This is a genomic window from Deefgea sp. CFH1-16 (genome assembly GCF_016881365.1).
Classification (GTDB): Bacteria; Pseudomonadota; Gammaproteobacteria; order Burkholderiales; family Chitinibacteraceae; genus Deefgea.
Genome location: NZ_WLYT01000001.1, coordinates 992,838 through 1,009,898 on the forward strand (window position 1 = coordinate 992,838; position 17,061 = coordinate 1,009,898).

Annotated in this window: 15 protein-coding genes and 4 pseudogenes; 3 read left to right on the forward strand and 16 right to left on the reverse strand. The window is 48.7% G+C overall.

Going from position 1 to position 17,061, the window contains the following annotated elements:
- Positions 1–164: 164 nt before the first annotated feature.
- The 4 genes from GKO28_RS05290 to GKO28_RS05305 all read right to left on the reverse strand — a co-directional run bounded on the left by GKO28_RS05290 (position 165) and on the right by GKO28_RS05305 (position 4,284).
- Entirely contained in the window at positions 165–1,316 is a 1,152-nt protein-coding gene (locus tag GKO28_RS05290) for a sugar diacid recognition domain-containing protein (RefSeq protein ID WP_182075592.1), read from the reverse strand.
- Positions 1,317–1,884: 568 nt separating this feature from the next.
- Positions 1,885–2,115 carry a hypothetical protein gene (locus GKO28_RS05295; RefSeq protein WP_182075593.1) on the reverse strand — a complete coding sequence of 77 codons (231 nt, stop codon included), beginning with the start codon at positions 2,113–2,115 and terminating at the stop codon, positions 1,885–1,887.
- The gene (gene pabC, locus GKO28_RS05300) at positions 2,112–2,945 is read right to left on the reverse strand and encodes an aminodeoxychorismate lyase (protein WP_182075594.1); all 834 of its coding nucleotides are present in this window, start codon (positions 2,943–2,945) and stop codon (positions 2,112–2,114) included. Before pabC ends, GKO28_RS05295 begins: the two co-directional genes overlap by 4 nt.
- Before the next feature lie 25 nt (positions 2,946–2,970).
- Positions 2,971–4,284: an aminodeoxychorismate synthase component I gene (locus GKO28_RS05305; protein ID WP_182075595.1), complete on the reverse strand. Its 1,314-nt coding sequence runs from the start codon at positions 4,282–4,284 to the stop codon at positions 2,971–2,973.
- A gap of 49 nt (positions 4,285–4,333) precedes the next feature.
- On the opposite strand from GKO28_RS05305, the gene GKO28_RS05310 reads away from it, so the two are divergent.
- Positions 4,334–4,858 carry a lipocalin family protein gene (locus tag GKO28_RS05310; RefSeq protein ID WP_182075596.1) on the forward strand — a complete coding sequence of 175 codons (525 nt, stop codon included), beginning with the start codon at positions 4,334–4,336 and terminating at the stop codon, positions 4,856–4,858.
- A gap of 104 nt (positions 4,859–4,962) precedes the next feature.
- Here GKO28_RS05310 and GKO28_RS05315 read toward each other — a convergent pair whose 3' ends face one another.
- From GKO28_RS05315 to GKO28_RS05360, 10 genes and pseudogenes are all read right to left on the reverse strand, one after another.
- Entirely contained in the window at positions 4,963–5,250 is a 288-nt protein-coding gene (locus tag GKO28_RS05315; RefSeq protein WP_182075597.1) for a hypothetical protein, read from the reverse strand.
- Between the two features lie 314 nt (positions 5,251–5,564).
- The gene (locus GKO28_RS05320) at positions 5,565–6,725 is read right to left on the reverse strand and encodes an AAA family ATPase (protein ID WP_182075598.1); all 1,161 of its coding nucleotides are present in this window, start codon (positions 6,723–6,725) and stop codon (positions 5,565–5,567) included.
- 135 nt (positions 6,726–6,860) lie between these two features.
- Positions 6,861–8,102 carry a beta-ketoacyl-ACP synthase II gene (gene fabF / locus GKO28_RS05325; RefSeq protein ID WP_182075599.1) on the reverse strand — a complete coding sequence of 414 codons (1,242 nt, stop codon included), beginning with the start codon at positions 8,100–8,102 and terminating at the stop codon, positions 6,861–6,863.
- A 182-nt stretch (positions 8,103–8,284) separates the two neighbouring features.
- A pseudogene (gene acpP / locus GKO28_RS05330) lies at positions 8,285–8,526 on the reverse strand (acyl carrier protein).
- A 185-nt stretch (positions 8,527–8,711) separates the two neighbouring features.
- On the reverse strand, positions 8,712–9,455 hold the full coding sequence (fabG, locus tag GKO28_RS05335; protein ID WP_173532305.1) for a 3-oxoacyl-ACP reductase FabG: 744 nt from the start codon (positions 9,453–9,455) through the stop codon (positions 8,712–8,714).
- Positions 9,456–9,536: 81 nt separating this feature from the next.
- Positions 9,537–10,465, reverse strand: a pseudogene (fabD, locus tag GKO28_RS05340) (ACP S-malonyltransferase).
- A gap of 69 nt (positions 10,466–10,534) precedes the next feature.
- Positions 10,535–11,492, reverse strand: a pseudogene (locus tag GKO28_RS05345) (beta-ketoacyl-ACP synthase III).
- Between the two features lie 18 nt (positions 11,493–11,510).
- A pseudogene (gene plsX / locus GKO28_RS05350) lies at positions 11,511–12,552 on the reverse strand (phosphate acyltransferase PlsX).
- Between the two features lie 122 nt (positions 12,553–12,674).
- Positions 12,675–12,854: a 50S ribosomal protein L32 gene (gene rpmF / locus GKO28_RS05355; RefSeq protein WP_173532309.1), complete on the reverse strand. Its 180-nt coding sequence runs from the start codon at positions 12,852–12,854 to the stop codon at positions 12,675–12,677.
- Positions 12,855–12,881: 27 nt separating this feature from the next.
- Positions 12,882–13,379, reverse strand: a complete 498-nt coding sequence (locus tag GKO28_RS05360) for a DUF177 domain-containing protein (protein ID WP_182075600.1) — start codon at positions 13,377–13,379, stop codon at positions 12,882–12,884.
- A 96-nt stretch (positions 13,380–13,475) separates the two neighbouring features.
- Here GKO28_RS05360 and GKO28_RS05365 point away from each other — a divergent pair, with 96 nt between their 5' ends.
- Both GKO28_RS05365 and GKO28_RS05370 read left to right on the forward strand, forming a co-directional pair.
- Positions 13,476–14,081 carry a Maf family nucleotide pyrophosphatase gene (locus tag GKO28_RS05365; RefSeq protein ID WP_182075601.1) on the forward strand — a complete coding sequence of 202 codons (606 nt, stop codon included), beginning with the start codon at positions 13,476–13,478 and terminating at the stop codon, positions 14,079–14,081.
- 105 nt (positions 14,082–14,186) lie between these two features.
- The gene (locus GKO28_RS05370) at positions 14,187–14,894 is read left to right on the forward strand and encodes an SAM-dependent methyltransferase (RefSeq protein ID WP_182075602.1); all 708 of its coding nucleotides are present in this window, start codon (positions 14,187–14,189) and stop codon (positions 14,892–14,894) included.
- A gap of 76 nt (positions 14,895–14,970) precedes the next feature.
- Here GKO28_RS05370 and GKO28_RS05375 read toward each other — a convergent pair whose 3' ends face one another.
- Both GKO28_RS05375 and GKO28_RS05380 read right to left on the reverse strand, forming a co-directional pair.
- Positions 14,971–16,473, reverse strand: a complete 1,503-nt coding sequence (locus tag GKO28_RS05375; RefSeq protein WP_203563932.1) for a sensor domain-containing diguanylate cyclase — start codon at positions 16,471–16,473, stop codon at positions 14,971–14,973.
- A complete protein-coding gene (locus GKO28_RS05380; RefSeq protein WP_203563933.1) occupies positions 16,418–16,702 on the reverse strand; it encodes a hypothetical protein in 285 nt (94 codons plus the stop codon). Before GKO28_RS05380 ends, GKO28_RS05375 begins: the two co-directional genes overlap by 56 nt.
- Positions 16,703–17,061: the final 359 nt, after the last annotated feature.

Below are 17,061 nucleotides of genomic sequence, written 5' to 3' on the forward strand. Positions count from 1 at the left end.
GCGGGAGTCATTGTGAAAACGCCTCAATATAAAATCAATTTATGGTTAAATTTTGGGCGTTTTAACAATAACTGCATTAACCCTGCGGTTTTTCATCGCAATTTGCATCAACTATTACTTTCGCAACAGCACGTGGCCATGGCGTCAGCAAGGCGCAAAACGATTTAATGCGGTAACTGATCCAATTGCACGGCAATATACAGCTGCATCCGCTCTTCTAATTTATCTAAATTCAAGTGCGTTAATTCAGCGATTTTTTGCAAGCGATAATCCAGTGTATTGCGATGAATATGTAAAGCAGCGGCGGTTTGCGCGTAATGCAAATCGTGCTCAAACCAGTGCAGCAAAGTGTGATAGAGCAACCGATCTTTATCATGCTCAGCCAAGCGGCTCACTGGCAGGCGAAATAATTCGGCTTGCCAGCCACTGGCCAAAGGCGACAATAAAACCGGCAAGCGGCGCTGTTCAAACGCTTGCAGTAAAGGGCGCTTGGCTTGCGGCTGCAATAAGGTGGCTCGCGCAGTTTGATACGACAAAGCAATGCTGCCGTCCTGACTAAAATAATGCCCAAGCGCGGCATGAATATGCGCCACGCCATCGCGCTGGATATCTTCTAACCAACGGTTTAATTCCAGACTTAAAGCGCTGGCATCCCACTGGCCGCGCCGATCCAGTGCGGGGTAGAGCACGACAAATTCATTTAAAGAACGCCGCGCCGTTAATTGCCCGCGCCGATCTTGACTCAAACGCCGTTGCAATTGTTGTAATGCTTCTAGCCCCGACTCTTCATTTAATGCCATGCCACTGGTTTGTATCACCAGCGCCACTCGCGGTTTAAGTAAGTCCACATCCAGCCGCGCCGCCCATTGCTGCAAAGGCTCGTCCGGTGCGCTGGTGCGCTCAATCAGCTGTAATACCAGCTCTTCACTCATGCGACTATCACGCTCAATGGTTTGCAGTAATTGCCGCTGATCGAGCATCATTTCTGCAGTCATTCGCACCAACTCACCAAATTGACGCACCTCATCGGGCTGGCCAGTAATGCCAATCGCACCAATCACTTTGCCATCGTGATGCAGCGGCAGATTCACCCCCGGGCGCACGCCCTGCAGTCGATTCACCGCCAGCTCGTCAATTTCAACCGTTCGCTCCTGACTAATCGCTAACACTGCGCCTTCATGTCGCTCACCTAAACGATTTGGGTCGCCACTGCCCAAAATAATGCCCTGCTCATCCATCACATTGATGTTTTGCGGCAAAATCGACATGGTTCTTTGCACAATCGATTGCGCTAACAACACAGAAAGTAAAGACATACTCGTTCTCGTTTACCGTTGAATTTCATACGCACTTGATAACACGAACGCCAGTCACTGTCTTACCAGCGCATCAGCAAAGTTAAAAAATAGCGCCCTATTGGGCGCTATTGAGTGAATCACAGTGCGGCGTAAAGACTTATTTGCGAAAACTACCTTCGTTCCTGAACGATGCGTCATAACCCCAAATCGCCGTTTCCTTATCCAGCCCCAGCGCTTGCGCATGAATGCCTTGAATCACAAACAGTTCATGCGCCACATTGGGGGTAAAGCCTTCTCGATCGCCACGATTATCAAATAGTATTTCATTTAAAAAATTCGCTAGCTCAGGGCTACCCCCACAGCAGCGTGATTTTTTCCATAATGCGTGGATGTTGCTCGATCAATAGGTGTGGCAAGTTATTTTCGCCAAGATATTGGGCCAACTGGGCTTGCAGTTTGCTATCCATTACGATGCTCCAAAAGCAGGTCTATTTCAGCTATAGACCAGCGCTTGGCATTCAGCAAAAAAACGCCGCTGAACAACAACGCTACGCCGACTTACGGCAAGGATTTTTTACTGCAGTATTTAGTAAAGTCCGCTTGTAAGATTTGTTGTTTGTCTTTCATTCTTTGCACGCGCATACGGTTGATTAGGCCCACCCAAACGGCGCTGAATCAGTCGCTGCTCTTGCGTAATTTTGGTGCAACGCTGCGCCTCGAGCGCACGTAATTTATCTGGATCACCTTGGTAATATTCTTGAGCTGGCGCCAAGCTAGCGAGCCATAACACGCTGCTGAACAAAACAAACTTCATCATGCCGATTGATTTCCAATAAATAGTAATGACGCCGTAGCTCGTTGGCCGAGCCGCGCAGCGATCTCGCCAGAAAGCAGCGGCCACGATTGCTCACCCATTTGCCGCACTGGCACGCAAGCGGCCAAACTATTACACATAAATACCGCATCAGCAGCATACAGCTGAGCCAAGCTGATTTTGCATTCAACTATGGGTATTTCATCACAAGCAATATCATTCAATAGGATGGAGCGATATACCCCAGAGACACCGGATTCATTTAATATGGGCGTGCACCATACGCCATCGATCAAAGCAAATAAATTGCTCATCACGCCTTCCACCACCCAACCATCCCGATCGAGCATCACCCCATCAAACACCGCCGGATCGGACCATTCTTGCCGTGCCAAGACGTTTTCTAAGCGATTCAGATGTTTTATTCCCGCCAACGCCGGTTGCCAGCTGGCCCGAGTCGCACACAACACCAGTTTGGCGCCCGCAAGATATAAGCGCTCAGCATACGCAGGCAATGCCGCCAATTGCACAATTCGATTGGGCTCAATATCAGCCGGCAGCGCATAACCGCGTGCTGATTCACCGCGCGTGATGATGATTTTTAAGCTGTGATCAAACGGTGCAAGTTGGGCGATATCGGCCAATAGCGTTGCCTCGCTGGGCGCAGTAATGCCGATGCGTGCGCAGTCTTGGACTAATTTAGCGTATTGCTGCGGCCAAAATTCCAACTGCCCCGCACGCACTTTCAGTGTGCGAAATACGCCGTCACCAAACTGAATCGCCCTATCGCTCAAATTCAAGTTGTCCGCCAAAACGCCATTGACTAACCGCATTGTGATCTTCCTGCTAGCAACGCCATCATCCCGCTACACCAAGAGCGCGCAATAAACCACGCGCTTTATGCCGCGTTTCTTGCAATTCACGCTCAGCATCAGAATCGGCCACGATACCGGCACCAGCGCGGAAATACAGCTGGTCGGCGCGTTGCACAAAAGTACGAATTAAAATATTGCTGTCCATACTGCCGTCGCGATTGATGTAGCCCAAGCTGCCGGTGTAGGCTAAACGAGGCCGATCTTCGAGCTCGCGAATAATTTGCATGCAGCGCACTTTAGGGCAGCCGGTAATGGTGCCCCCCGGAAACAAGGCGCGCAGCACGTCGGCGCTATTGAGGCCCGATCGCAATACCGCGCGGATATTCGATTCAATGTGATGCACAAAAGAATACGTCGCCACCGCCATTAATTCATCGACGTGCACCGTGCCCGGTACGGCGATCCGCCCCAAGTCATTGCGCTCTAAATCGACCAACATAATGTGCTCGGCGCGCTCTTTGGGGGTATTTAATAATCGTTGTTTGAGTTTTTCGTCTTCGATTGGATCGGTCGATCGGGCAAAGGTCCCCGCAATCGGCCGCGTTTGTATAATGCCGTCTTTGACTTGCACCAAGCGCTCAGGCGATGAGCTGATGATTTGTCCGGCGTCGCCCAAATCTAAATACGCCGAAAATGGCGCAGGATTGGCGGTGCGTAATGCCGCATAAACGTCGGTGGCCTGACCTTGCGCCAAGGTGACATCCCAACCGCGCGATAAATTCACCTGAAACACATCGCCATCGACAATATATTGCTTGGCGCGCTCAGCGCCGGCGATAAATTGCTGTGGTTCATCCTCCGAAATGGCTGCCACCACCACCGCTTGCGGCTGCCACACCGGCGCTTGCGCAAGCAAAGCTTGCAGTTGCGCTAAATCTGCGGCAGTTTCAGCGAGCAAGGTCGCCACTTGCGTTTCACGGTGCAGCAATACCGCAGCCGGGCAACGAATTAAAGCGCCCAAAGGAAAATCAGCATACTGCCCTAGGGTACGGCTCGCTACGCTAGGCTCAAAAATCTCTAGCAGCTCATACCCAGCATAAAAAAACCAGCCGCCATGAAATGGCAACTCAGACTCTATGGTTGGGCCTTGTGGTAGCGCAGCTAAATCACGCACTAAAGCCGCGCCTTCATCAGCGCCATAGCAGCGGATTTCGCTCGGCAAGGCAAATAAAATATCCCAACCTTGCGTTTGCGATGATTGCAATAGCGCGGGAAAATGCGCACGAGAATGCGCCAACAAACCGGCTAAATCCGGAGCTTGTGGCAATCTATGGGTAAAATAGTTAAATTCTGACATGGCGCTATTGTAACAAGAGCCCAGCCCACTCACACCATCGAGAACCCTGATGCCAAAACTTTTACTGATTATTTTATGCAGCTTGATCAGCAGCGCCTACGCCGAAACCACGCCGGTACGCAGTGTGCCGCAGCTGGATGTGGCGCGTTATCTGGGCACTTGGCATGAAATCGCCCGTTTTCCGATGTATTTTCAAAATCAATGCGTCGGTGAGGTGACGGCTAATTACACACTGCAAGACAATGGCGATATCCAAGTGATTAACCGCTGCCGCATCGCCAATGGCGAATTTGACCAAGCCAAAGGCCACGCCCAAGTCATCGCCAACACCGGTAATGCCCAATTAAAAGTCAGTTTTTTTTGGCCATTTAAGAGTGATTACTGGGTGATTGGCCTTGATCCTGATTATCGCTGGGCGGTTGTAGGTAATCCGAATCGCAAGTATTTATGGATTTTATCGCGTACGCCGACCTTGAGCCCGGCTGACTTGGCGCTCGCCAAAGCCAGCGCTATGGCGCAAGGCTATTCACTCAAGCAGCTCATTCCAAGCGATACATCGAGCGTTCTGCCATAAAAAAAATCACCGCGCTGATTAAGCTGCGGTGATTTTTTTATTCGTCAATCATGCCAATGGCGAAATTTTATTTGATCGTTTACTTGTAATACGCACGGCGAATTTCACGTTTTTGCTTCGCGCTTTTCTTGGCGCACTTCGCGTTCGGCTTTGCGTGTCGCTTGGCGAACTTCACGCGCACCTTCACGAATCGCTTGGCGGCGCTCTTGCGGTGTTCTGGCATTGTAATAATCACGCGCTGCTTCGCGGCGTTCGCTCATCACTTCACGCGCACCTTCAATTTTGGCTTGGCGAACTTCACGCGCACCTTCACGCATCTCGTGGGCCACGCTGCCGGCCATCGCAGCCGTGCTTGAAATAGCAAAAAGTACCGTTAGCAAAAGTCGTTTCATGATGAATTCCTTGGATCAATTTAAGCTGGAGAGTGCTTTTGCACCTGTAGTGTCGCCATCTTAAAAGCCCCTTCCCGACTGCAACAGGCTTTGTGCGATTGTTCACAAGCGGTTTGCATCACAGTTCAACGTCGCAATTCACAAGCAATCATCATCGAATCTATGCCAAGTTAAGTTTGAACACCGCCCGCGAAACGGCCAACGCCGTGCCGAATCATTGGGCCAATAATTTTAATATTTTAAATTCAAGCACAAAACATGAAACGCAAGTATTGCCATCTAGCTCATATTTAATAAAGCATAGCTGGCAATACCTATCGACTCAGCCACGACCAAGCTGGCTTATCTAAGCGATGCTGCCCAGCAATCAATGTTTCACCACAGTCTTTTTGCAAAATAATCGAATTGCAATCGACTTCACGCTCCAGTGCTGCGACTAGGCGGCTGGCATGGCTCACCACAATCACCTGACTACGCGTTGCCGCCGCAGCAATTAAGCGGGCTAAAGCCGGTAATAGATCCGGATGTAAACTCGTTTCTGGCTCATTGAGCACCAATAACTCAGGTGGGCGTGGGCTCAATAAAGCCGCGACCAAGAGTAAATAACGCAACGTGCCATCAGAAAACTCACTGGCAGACAATGGCCGCAGTAAACCATGCTGCCACATCACAACGCTAAATCGTCCTTGTTGCACCTCAATTTGAATCCGTGCCCCCGGGAAAGCATCATCAATCGCTGCAGCCAGCGTTTCGGGTTCTCCGATTTCAATAATGGTTTGCAAAGCAGCAGCTAAATTAGCGCCATCGTTGGCCAAAATCGGGGTGTAAGTGCCGATTTGCGACTGCCGCGCAGGAGCGCCAGCATCGGTGCGTAGATGATCATAAAAGCGCCAGCGGCGCATCGCTTCGCGTAATTGCAACACTTCGGGCGCATTAATCGGATCTGCGCACTGCATAAAAACACTATCGTACGTTGGCACATGCTGATTGAGCACTTGCCAAGCACGGCCATCACGAGTGCGCGCCACGGCGCCACGCCGATCCAGTAGTAGTGTCGCATCGCGCTGTAGTTGCCCCGCCCAAATCTGTTCGCGCTTGATTTCTGGATCGGCGCAAAACAACGACAAACTCGGCACTGGCAGGCCCAAATCTATGGCGTACGAAAAATCATCACCGGCAAAACCCAGCTTCAACGCCACCGTTGTTTGGCGAATCGTCCCTTGAATCGGCACCTCACCGCGCCGCATCGCTGGGCTGATTTTTTCTGGCCCCGCCCATAAGGTGGATGCAAAGCCCCCCTCTTGCGCTAAATGCGCAATCAAGCGCCCTTCGGCGGCTTCGGCAGTTAACCGCAAAGCGCGATACAAACTGGATTTGCCACTGCCATTGGCACCACTAATCACATTCAGTTGTGCCAGCGGCATGATCAAATCACGTAGCGAGCGATAATTGGCAATGGCCAGCGTATGTAGCATCGAATTTCTTCACCCCAAAAAAACCATCATAAAGAGAAATTGCTAGCTCGTACTGTGTTTTTTGCCAACAGATGTTCGGTAGCGACAGCGTAAAAAAAAGCCACCCGAAGGTGGCTATTGTTTTGTGCTAGTCGCTTAAATCTTTTTGAACACCAGCGTACCGTTGGTGCCGCCAAAGCCAAATGAATTGGAAATCGCCACTTCAATCTTCATATCACGCGCGGTATTAGCGCAATAATCAAGGTCGCAACCGGATTCAAAATCTTGCTCATGCAAGTTAATCGTCGGTGGTGACACTTGATGGTGCAAGGCCAAGATCGAATAAATCGCTTCAACACCACCCGCGCCGCCCAATAAATGGCCAGTCATTGATTTGGTTGAGTTAACGACTAATTTCTTCGCATGATCACCAAAAGCAATCTTCAAAGCATTGGTTTCATTGGCATCACCCAGCGGTGTTGATGTACCGTGCGCATTCACGTATTGTACTTGATCCGGATTCACACCGGCATCGCGCAATGCATTGGCAACGCCACGTGCAGGGCCTTCAGCGCTTGGTGCGGTGATGTGATGCGCGTCCGAGCTCATGCCAAAACCAACCAGTTCGGCATAAATGGTTGCGCCACGCTTTTTAGCGTGCTCGTACTCTTCGAGTACCAAGACCCCAGCGCCTTCACCCATCACGAAACCATCACGGCCTTTATCCCAAGGACGTGACGCGGTTTTTGGATCGTCATTGCGCGTTGAGAGGGCCTTCATTGCGCCAAAGCCACCGATGGCCATTTTGCAAATTGTGCCTTCAGCACCGCCCGCAACCATCACATCCGCATCGCCGTACTGAATAATCCGCGCCGCATCACCGATGCTATGGGCACCAGTGGTACACGCTGATACGATGCCATAACTCGGGCCTTGATAGCTTTTCATAATGGAAACGTGGCCAGCGATCATATTGATCAATGAACCAGGAATAAAGAACGGGCCGATTTTACGCGTGCCGCCTTCGAGATAAGCTGCATTGGTTTGCTCAATCAGCTGCAAGCCACCAATACCCGAACCGATATTCACCCCAACGCGGGTTTTATCCAGATCGCTCACATCATCCAAGCCAGCGTCGTTAATCGCTTGCATTGCAGCAGCGATCCCGTAATGAATGAAGTCATCCATTCGGCGCGCATCTTTCGGGCTCACGTACTGGCTAATATCAAAATCTTTTACTTGGCCGGCGATATGGCAACCCATATCGCTCGGGTCAAAACGGGTGATTAAATCAATACCGGATTGACCAGCAAGCAGGTTGGCCCAGCCAGTGGCAACATCATTGCCAACTGGGGAAACTTGGCCCAAGCCGGTGACAACTACTCTGCGTTTAGACACGGGGTGACTCCGCTTAAAACCGGACTGTGCCGGTTGCGCCATAAACCAATTCAAGAGCGTGTTTTAAAACTATGCCGCGCCTAGCCTTAAAACACGATCTTAAACACTGCTTCATCGCGCTAAATATGAAAAAACCCCCGCGACGACACTGTAGTGCCGCAGCGGAGGTTGGATGTTCCTTCTTACTTGCTCAAATGAGCGCTGACGTAGTCAACTGCTTGCTGAACAGTAGTGATCTTTTCTGCATCTTCGTCAGGGATTTCGCACTCAAATTCTTCTTCAAGCGCCATAACGAGTTCAACGGTGTCGAGAGAGTCGGCGCCGAGGTCGTTTACGAATGATGAATCAATCTTAACGTCAGTTTCTGGCACGCCCAGTTGCTCAGCAACAATCTTCTTCACGCGCGCTGTTCGATGTTTTCCATGGATTTATCCCAAGCCTATTAAAAAGCAAATTTCGAAAAAAAACGTCCGCATTCTACCAAAAAAATGGTGAAGCAAACAGTTTGATGATGTTTTATTGCAAAAATACCTGCAATTCACATCGTTAATAAAGACTACAAAAATATGTCAATCTAGCAAAATGCAGTATCGCTGCTATTTTACTCGATTAATTCATAAACATGCCACCATTCACATGAATGGTATTACCCGTAATATAACCGGCTTTATCTGAAGCCAAAAATCCAACGGCATCGGCGATGTCTTTTGGATCACCCAAACGTCCCAGTGCAATATTAGCAACGAGGTGGGCTTTTTGCTCATCAGGTAAATTACGGGTCATATCGGTATCAATAAAGCCCGGTGCGACGGCATTCACTGTCACACCACGACTACCGATCTCTTTAGCTAGCGATTTGGTAAAACCAAATAACGCCGCTTTGGCTGCCGAATAATTGGTTTGACCGGCGTTGCCAGTCGCGCCTACTACCGACGCAATATTGATAATCCGTCCCCAACGCGCTTTCATCATACCGCGCATCACGGCTTTAGATAATTTGTAAACTGGCTTCAGATTGGTATCCATAATGGCATCCCATTCTTCATCCTTCATGCGCATCAATAAGTTATCACGGGTAATCCCAGCGTTATTGACCAAAATCGCAATCGGGCCAAATTCTTTTTCAATTTGTGCCACGATGGCTTCACAAGCACCATCTTCGGTCACTTGCAAACGTAAACCAGAACCTGCGGCACCTGCTGCTTGTAGATAATCGGCAATCGCTGTTGCGCCTGAATCGCTGGTGGCCGTACCAATCACGGTTGCGCCTTGCGCTGCCAACTCTAAAGCAATCGCTTGGCCGATCCCGCGTGAAGCGCCAGTCACTAGCGCAACTTTACCTTGCAAACTCATTCCTCACCCCTAATCTAGGTATACATTGCTAAGATATAGCCACAAACGTATTGCAGCATATACCTGTAATAAATCTGCAGATTACACCGCTGATTTTAATTGATCCATACTGGCTACGTCGACTAAAGCAACGCCTTGCAGATCACTTGAAATGCGTTTGGTTAAACCAGCAAGCACTTTACCTGGGCCACATTCAGCAACAACAGTCACGCCATCGGCAGCCATTTTTTGAATGGTTTCAACCCAACGTACTGGCTGATACAACTGGCGAACTAAAGCCTCACGGATCTGCTCGGCATTGTTATACGCGGCAACGTCAGCATTGTGCAAGACAGGAACGATAGGTGTATGAATTTCTACCACAGCCAATTTAGCGGCTAATTTTTCTGCGGCAGGTTTCATCAAATCGCAATGCGATGGCACCGAAACCGACAACAGCATCGCACGTTTAGCGCCACGGGCTTTACAGCCTTCGCATGCACGCTCTACCGCTGCTTTGCTACCAGCAATCACCACTTGGCCTGGTGAATTAAAATTCACCGCCTGCACCACGTCGCCCTGCGCGGCTTCGGCACAAGCTTCAATAATCAATTCATCGCTCAAGCCAAGCACTGCAGCCATTGCGCCGGTGCCAGCAGGAACGGCTTCTTGCATTGCTTCTGCGCGTAAGCGCACCAATTGCAAAGCATCGCCAAAACTCAAAGCTTCGGCAGCTACCAAGGCGGTATATTCACCCAAGCTATGCCCAGCCATGACCGCAGGCATAGCGCCACCTTGCGACTGCCATGCACGCCACACGGCAACACCAGCGGTCAACATCAAAGGCTGCGTGTTCACTGTGGCATTGATCGCTTCGAGCGGGCCTTCATTGGCCATCGCCCATAAATCAAAACCGAGCACGCTTGATGCTTCGTCAAATGTGGCTTTAACCACGGCTAAATCAGCCCAACCATCATCATCATACCGATGGATTGCGAGCCTTGACCTGGAAACACAAATGCTAAAGACATATCACTACCCCTTTCAAACCATCCAACAGTAAAACGGCGCTTCAAAGCGCCGTTTACAAACCATTAAAATCAATATTTAACCAGCGCCGAGCCCCAAGCAAAGCCACCACCAATCCCTTCCATCAACAGGGTTTGGCCGCGTTGAATCTTGCCGCTGCGAACGCCCGCATCCAACGCCAATGGAATCGATGCTGCCGAAGTGTTGCCGTGCATATCCACCGTCACAATCACATTGTCCATCGACATATGTAAGTGCTTGGCTGTTGATTCAATAATGCGAATATTGGCTTGATGTGGCACCAACCAGTCCACATCACTTTTTTTGCAAACCGGCTTTTGCCAATGTGCTTTCAGCAACTTCAGCCAAGGCTTTTACGGCGAATTTAAACACCGCATTGCCTTCCATATACACATAAGGATCACCGACTAACTCGCCTTGTTTTGGGCGTGCATCGGTTTTTAAAATACCACTATAACGACCATCTGCATGCAGTTGTGTCGCTAAAATACCCGGCTCTTCTGATGCTTTAAGCACCACAGCACCGGCACCATCGCCAAACAAAATACAGGTACCACGGTCTTCCCAATTAATCAGATTGGTGACAGTTTCTGCGCCAACCACAACCGCGCATTTGGCTGCACCGCTTTTGACAAATTGGTCTGCGGTACTTAAGGCATAAATAAACCCAGCACAAACGGCTTGTATATCAAAAGCCGGAAAGCCATGCATTCCGAGTTTATTTTGCAAAATACACGCCGTTGACGGAAAAATACTGTCTGGCGTCGTGGTTGCGACGATCAATAAATCGACTTCGCTTTTATCCACACCCGCCGCTTCAAGTGCACGCTCAACGGCAATCAACGCTAAATCAGAAGTACGTTGATCTTCTGCGGCGATATGGCGCTGACGGATACCGGTGCGTGAAACAATCCACTCATCAGTGGTGTCGACACGTTGCGCCAGCTCGGCATTAGTAAGAATTTTTTCTGGCAAATAAGAGCCAGTTCCTGCAATACGAGAATACATGAACACCTCTGAATTAGATCAGGACTCGGTCGCTTCTACTGCAGCGTTAAGATGCACCAACTCTTGTTGCACCTGCTCTGTAATGCGTTGAATCATACCGGAGCGTGCTTCCTCAACGGCCTGAGACAATGCCCAGTAAAACGCAATTTCATCCGCGCCGCCATGGCTTTTTACCACAATGCCACGTAAGCCCAAAAATGATGCGCCATTAAAACGGCGTGGGTCTAAACGCTTTTTAAATCGATTCATTAATGGCAAGGCCAGCAATGCCACGCAACGTGTCAGAATATTACGAGTAAATTCTTCCTTCAAGAAGGTGGTAATCATTTTGACTAAACCTTCTGAAGTTTTTAATGCCACATTACCGGTAAATCCATCACAAGCCACCACATCCACTGTACCGCGATAAATATCATCACCTTCGATATTACCTTGGAAATTCAAACGGGTTTTACGCAGCATTTCAGCCGCTTCTTTTCACCGCTTCATTGCCTTTGATGTCTTCCGAACCAATATTGAGCAAACCCACGGTGGGTGCATCAACATGCTTGAGCGCCGAAAACATCGCCGAACCCATAATGGCAAATTGCGTGAGCTGCAAAGGCGTTGAATCCACATTCGCGCCCAAATCGAGCATCGCCGTTTGTCCCTTCATTGTGGGCATCAGCTTTGCAATCGCGGGGCGATCAATACCTGGGATCGTTTTTAATACAAACCGTGCCGTCGCCATCAATGCGCCGGTATTACCCGCTGACACACACGCATTGGCCTCACCGGACTTCACCAAATTAATGGCGACACGCATCGATGAATCTTTTTTATTTTTCATTGCCGATTGCGGGGACTCATCCATCGTCACCACCTCGGTGGCAGGATGAATTCGCAAACGCGGACTCGTTGTGGCATGCTGAGCCGCTAATTCAGCCGCAATCGCATCGGCTAAACCGACTAAAACGATATTGACATCGGGATTGTCTCGCAAAAAGCGCAATGCGGCTGGCACTGTAATGTGCGCGCCGTGATCGCCGCCCATTGCATCTACTGCGACAGTGATATCCATTCAAACACCTAAAATGACGAACGGCGCAAGGGAGTTATTCTCAGAGAGACACTCACTTGCGCCGTAAAGCTAGCCAGCATGGCTAAAAATTAACCCGCTTAGCTAAAACAGCAAGGCGGCGATTATTCGCCCTTAGCTTTGATCACACGACGGCCATTGTAAAAGCCGTTTGGAGAAATGTGGTGCGGGCGATGAACTTCACCAGTTGCAGCATCTACAGACAAAGCTGGTGCAGACAAGAAGTCATGAGCGCGGTGCATGCCACGTTTCGAAGGTGATTTTTTATTTTGCTGAACTGCCATGTGAAATACTCCTAATAACTCAGTTGTTTATTCCGCTTTCCTGGTTTTCAACTGAGCCAGGACTGCAAACGGATTCGGTTTTTTACTCGCCAATTTGGCCAGTGCATCGTCGCCACCACACTCATCGTGTACTGGCGCCACTGGTAAAGCGAGTAACAATTCGTCTTCGACCAGTGCTTCAATATCCAGCTCCGGATCGATCAAAATGCCATCAAGGTCCTCATCGATGGCTTCCGCTTCATCGATTTCTTCCTCAGTAGCAAACTGGGTCAACACGGTTTCGTTATGAATTGACCAAGGCATACCTAACAGGCAGCGCTGGCAAATCAGTTGCAAATCACCTTTTACTTCTAAATAAAGCCAAGGGCGTTGCGTACGATCATCTACGCCACTTTCGATATGCCAAGCGATTTCGCCTGATGTATCTGCCAACAGGTCACTCAAACGTGAGAGCTGCGAAAGTGGGATAGAACCTTTAAGTTCTCGACCTTCTTGCGCAAATTCCGCGCTATGAATCACCGTCATGGAGTTGCCGCGTAGAACTGGAAACCGCGCATGATATATAATCTCCGACTATCCTCTGTCAAAGTATTTTGCGCTTTTAAGCACGGTGAAATTCATATGCGAACCACTTCTACCTCCTGCGAGTCACGCCAACTGGTTCTGGCGTCTACATCGCTGTATCGAAAAGAACTTTTAGAACGCTTGGGTCTACCGTTTGTCACTGCAGCACCCAATCTGGATGAATCGCCACTGATCGGTGAGACTGCAGCCCAAACCAGCGAGCGTTTGGCCATTGCCAAAGCTAAGGTACTGGCCGATCAATATCCAAATAGTCTCATTATTGGCTCAGACCAAGTGGCGCTACTTAACGGTGTGCAATTAGGCAAGCCCGGTAATCATGAGCGTGCCGTTGTGCAATTGGCTGCCATGCGTGGACAAAGCATTGCGTTTCATACTGCGCTCTGCCTTTACAATACGGCAACGCAACAAGTGCAAAGCCATGTCGACATCACCAAGGTGACTATGCGCGATTACAGCGATGCACAAATCGAAACCTATTTACGCCGTGAGCAGCCTTACAACTGCGCCGGCAGCGCCAAAACCGAAGGTCTTGGAATTGTGATGATTGCCGCGATTAACAGCACCGATCCAGCGGCGATTATTGGTTTGCCTTTAATCGAGCTCGTTAGCATGCTCAATCGCGAAAGCTATCCAATTTTGTAATCAAAACCAAACACCACTGGGTATATTTAGCTAGCTCTTTTAAATAAAGAATTAGCAAGAGATACCCATTAATAATGTACTCACTCCTTATTTGGATAAATGACCATGACGGGCATCTTGTATTTAATCCCCGCGCCAATGGGTGGCGATACCATCAACGATATTTTGCCGCTCGACGTAATTGAAACCGCCAAACGGCTGACGCATTTTGTCGTTGAAAATGCCAAAACAACCCGTGCACATTTAAAAATGTTCGGCACACCTCATGAGTTACGGAGCCTTACAATGGCCGAGCTTTCTGAGCACACCAAAGATCATGAAGTCAGTGCGCTGTTACAACCGCTACTCGATGGTTTTGATGTTGGCTTAATGTCCGAAGCAGGTTGCCCAGGCGTTGCTGACCCCGGCGCTCGACTGGTACAGCTAGCCCATCAACGTGGCATCCAAGTTGTGCCGCTAGTGGGACCATCGTCGTTATTGATGGCTTTAATGGCCTCTGGGGCTAATGGGCAGAAATTTCGCTTTAATGGTTACCTGCCTTCTGATGCAACGGGACGCGTGCAAGCCATTCGGCAGCTTGAAGCGAGCTCAAGCAAAGAAAATCAGGCGGAATTATTTATTGAAACCCCATATCGCAATGGCGCGCTGTTTCAAGCCTTACGCGACAATCTCAAAGCCAATACACGGTTAACGGTGGCCTGCGATATTAGTTTGCCAAGCCAAGAAATTTTGACGCTAGAAATCGGTCAATGGAAGAAAAAAACTGAGCCACAAATCCATAAACGGCCAACGGTATTTATCATCCAAGCGTAAAAATACCGCATCGATCAATCCACAACAGCGCGGCAACCTGCCGCGATCGATGCGCGTCATGATCATTTCGTTGCAATTAATGGGCTTGCGTCACCCCTTGCAACGCCGAATTATAAAACAAGGCGGTATTTCGACCGGCGGCTTTGGCCTGGTACATCGCCACATCAGCGTGTTTCAGTAAATCATCAATTGAGATTTGCTCTGCTAAAAATAAAGCCACACCAATACTGGGTGTGCTCACATGCGTATGCCCAGATAAATCATACGGCAGGCGCAAGCATTCCAAAATTTTATTGGCCACCGTCTGCGCTTGCGTGAATGCGTGTGCTGCTTGCTCGCTTAAAGTTTCAAGCAAGACCACAAACTCATCACCGCCCAAACGCGCCACGCTGTCATTTTCTCTAACACACGACTGCAAGCGTGCCGACACCTGTTGCAGTAATAAATCGCCCATATGATGACCATAATTGTCATTCAAATTTTTAAAATGATCGAGATCGAGAAACATCACCGCGCCATGTAAACCACTGCGGGCTGAAGTCAGCATGGCTTTTTTGATTCGATCCATTAATAAACGCCGATTCGGCAAACCGGTTAAGGCATCAAAAAAAGCCAAACGATAGATTTCTTCTCGCCGCTGATGATCCAAAGTGTTGTCGCTCACTAAACCAATAAAAATCGGCTGACCGACCCGCAAAATTTTAGATACCGATAAACGCATCGGAAACGAACTACCATCTTTACGTAAACCTTCTACCTCACGCGGCACGCCGACAATACTGGAAGTGCCTGTAGATTGATGACGCAATAAATAACCATCATGCAGGTCGGCATGGGGCTTGGGCATCAACATCGAAACATTTTTAAACAACACTTCTTCAGGCGAATAACCAAAAATATGACTCGCCGCCGAATTAAAACTTTCAATCCGCCCAGTGATATCTATCGTAATAACCCCGTCAGCCATATTGTCGAGAATTGTCTGTGTGTGCTGAACCGATTCTTGCAAAATCATTTTATCATTGGATAATTGACGTTCAGTCAGCTCATGTTCAATGACTAAACCCACCAAATAAGCGCCACGTTTAATGGCTTGTAATTCCTTACTCGAAGGCGAGCACGGATAGCGATGATAATTAGCAAAAGTACCGAGAACACGGCCTTTGGTGGATAAAATAGGAATAGACCAGCACGAGCGTAAATCATGTGATATAGCCAGCTCAGCAAAATTACGCCACAAAGGATCACTCGCAATATCGGCGACAATAGTGTCTTGCCCGGTATAGGCTGCGGTGCCACAAGAGCCAACATTTGGACCAATTGCCACACCATGAATCGCTTGGCAATACGCCTCAGGTAAACTTGGAGCAATGGCATGTAATAAATGCTCACCTTCAGCATCAAGCAATAGTATCGAACATAAAACACTAGGAAAATTTGACTCAAAACTATGCACAAATTGCGTTAATAACTGCATAAAAGGGACATCAGCAGCCTGCATTTCCAATAGCTTTAATTCGGTGTCAATTTGTAGCTGAAATTGCTTTTGCTCTGAAATATCTAAAATCGAGCCCGACAATATATAAAGGCTGCCCCGTCTCATCAGTAACAGTTTTTTGAATAACATAATTGGTTTGATAGCGACCCAACTGGCTATTCCAGCGTGATTCTTCATGCGTGGCTATTATTTCATTCGCTTGCGCGAACGGAGTTGGCGACACCAATGGCGCGCTCTCATTCACGTCAAGCTCGCTCGCTAAAGGTACCACTACCTCAGTGCGCGCATTTTGATAAGCGGTATTGCTCAAAATAATTTGGCCATGCGCATTTTTAACAAAGCACTGCAGCGGCAACGCATCCAAAAACTCGCGAAAAAAAATCAAAATCATCGGGTGTTAACTGGTTTAAGGCCATTTCAATCATCTACCTAGCAATAAAATCTAACACGCCATCGCTTCAACCTAGGGTCGTCCTCAGTTGCAATGGCGTAGGCCTCAAAATGTAATGTACAAACAAACTCGAAAAGCAGTGTTTTAATTTTCACCATGCTTTCACAAAAAAACAATAGCTGTAAAATAAATACTAGATACATTCAAAGAAAGATGACAAGAACAAAACAATTTATGAGGTGAGCATTAAACGAAAACTAACCGTCTACCCCCCAAAA

Coding starts and splice junctions, on each gene's coding strand:
- GKO28_RS05290 (WP_182075592.1), bottom strand. CDS start 1,316: ATGTCTTTACTTTCTGTGTTGTTAGCGCAATCGATTGTGCAAAGAACC.
- GKO28_RS05365 (WP_182075601.1), top strand. CDS start 13,476: ATGCGAACCACTTCTACCTCCTGCGAGTCACGCCAACTGGTTCTGGCG.
- GKO28_RS05320 (WP_182075598.1), bottom strand. CDS start 6,725: ATGCTACATACGCTGGCCATTGCCAATTATCGCTCGCTACGTGATTTG.
- GKO28_RS05370 (WP_182075602.1), top strand. CDS start 14,187: ATGACGGGCATCTTGTATTTAATCCCCGCGCCAATGGGTGGCGATACC.
- GKO28_RS05360 (WP_182075600.1), bottom strand. CDS start 13,379: ATGACGGTGATTCATAGCGCGGAATTTGCGCAAGAAGGTCGAGAACTT.
- rpmF (WP_173532309.1), bottom strand. CDS start 12,854: ATGGCAGTTCAGCAAAATAAAAAATCACCTTCGAAACGTGGCATGCAC.
- GKO28_RS05310 (WP_182075596.1), top strand. CDS start 4,334: ATGCCAAAACTTTTACTGATTATTTTATGCAGCTTGATCAGCAGCGCC.
- GKO28_RS05305 (WP_182075595.1), bottom strand. CDS start 4,284: ATGTCAGAATTTAACTATTTTACCCATAGATTGCCACAAGCTCCGGAT.
- pabC (WP_182075594.1), bottom strand. CDS start 2,945: ATGCGGTTAGTCAATGGCGTTTTGGCGGACAACTTGAATTTGAGCGAT.
- fabG (WP_173532305.1), bottom strand. CDS start 9,455: ATGAGTTTGCAAGGTAAAGTTGCGCTAGTGACTGGCGCTTCACGCGGG.
- GKO28_RS05315 (WP_182075597.1), bottom strand. CDS start 5,250: ATGAAACGACTTTTGCTAACGGTACTTTTTGCTATTTCAAGCACGGCT.
- GKO28_RS05295 (WP_182075593.1), bottom strand. CDS start 2,115: ATGATGAAGTTTGTTTTGTTCAGCAGCGTGTTATGGCTCGCTAGCTTG.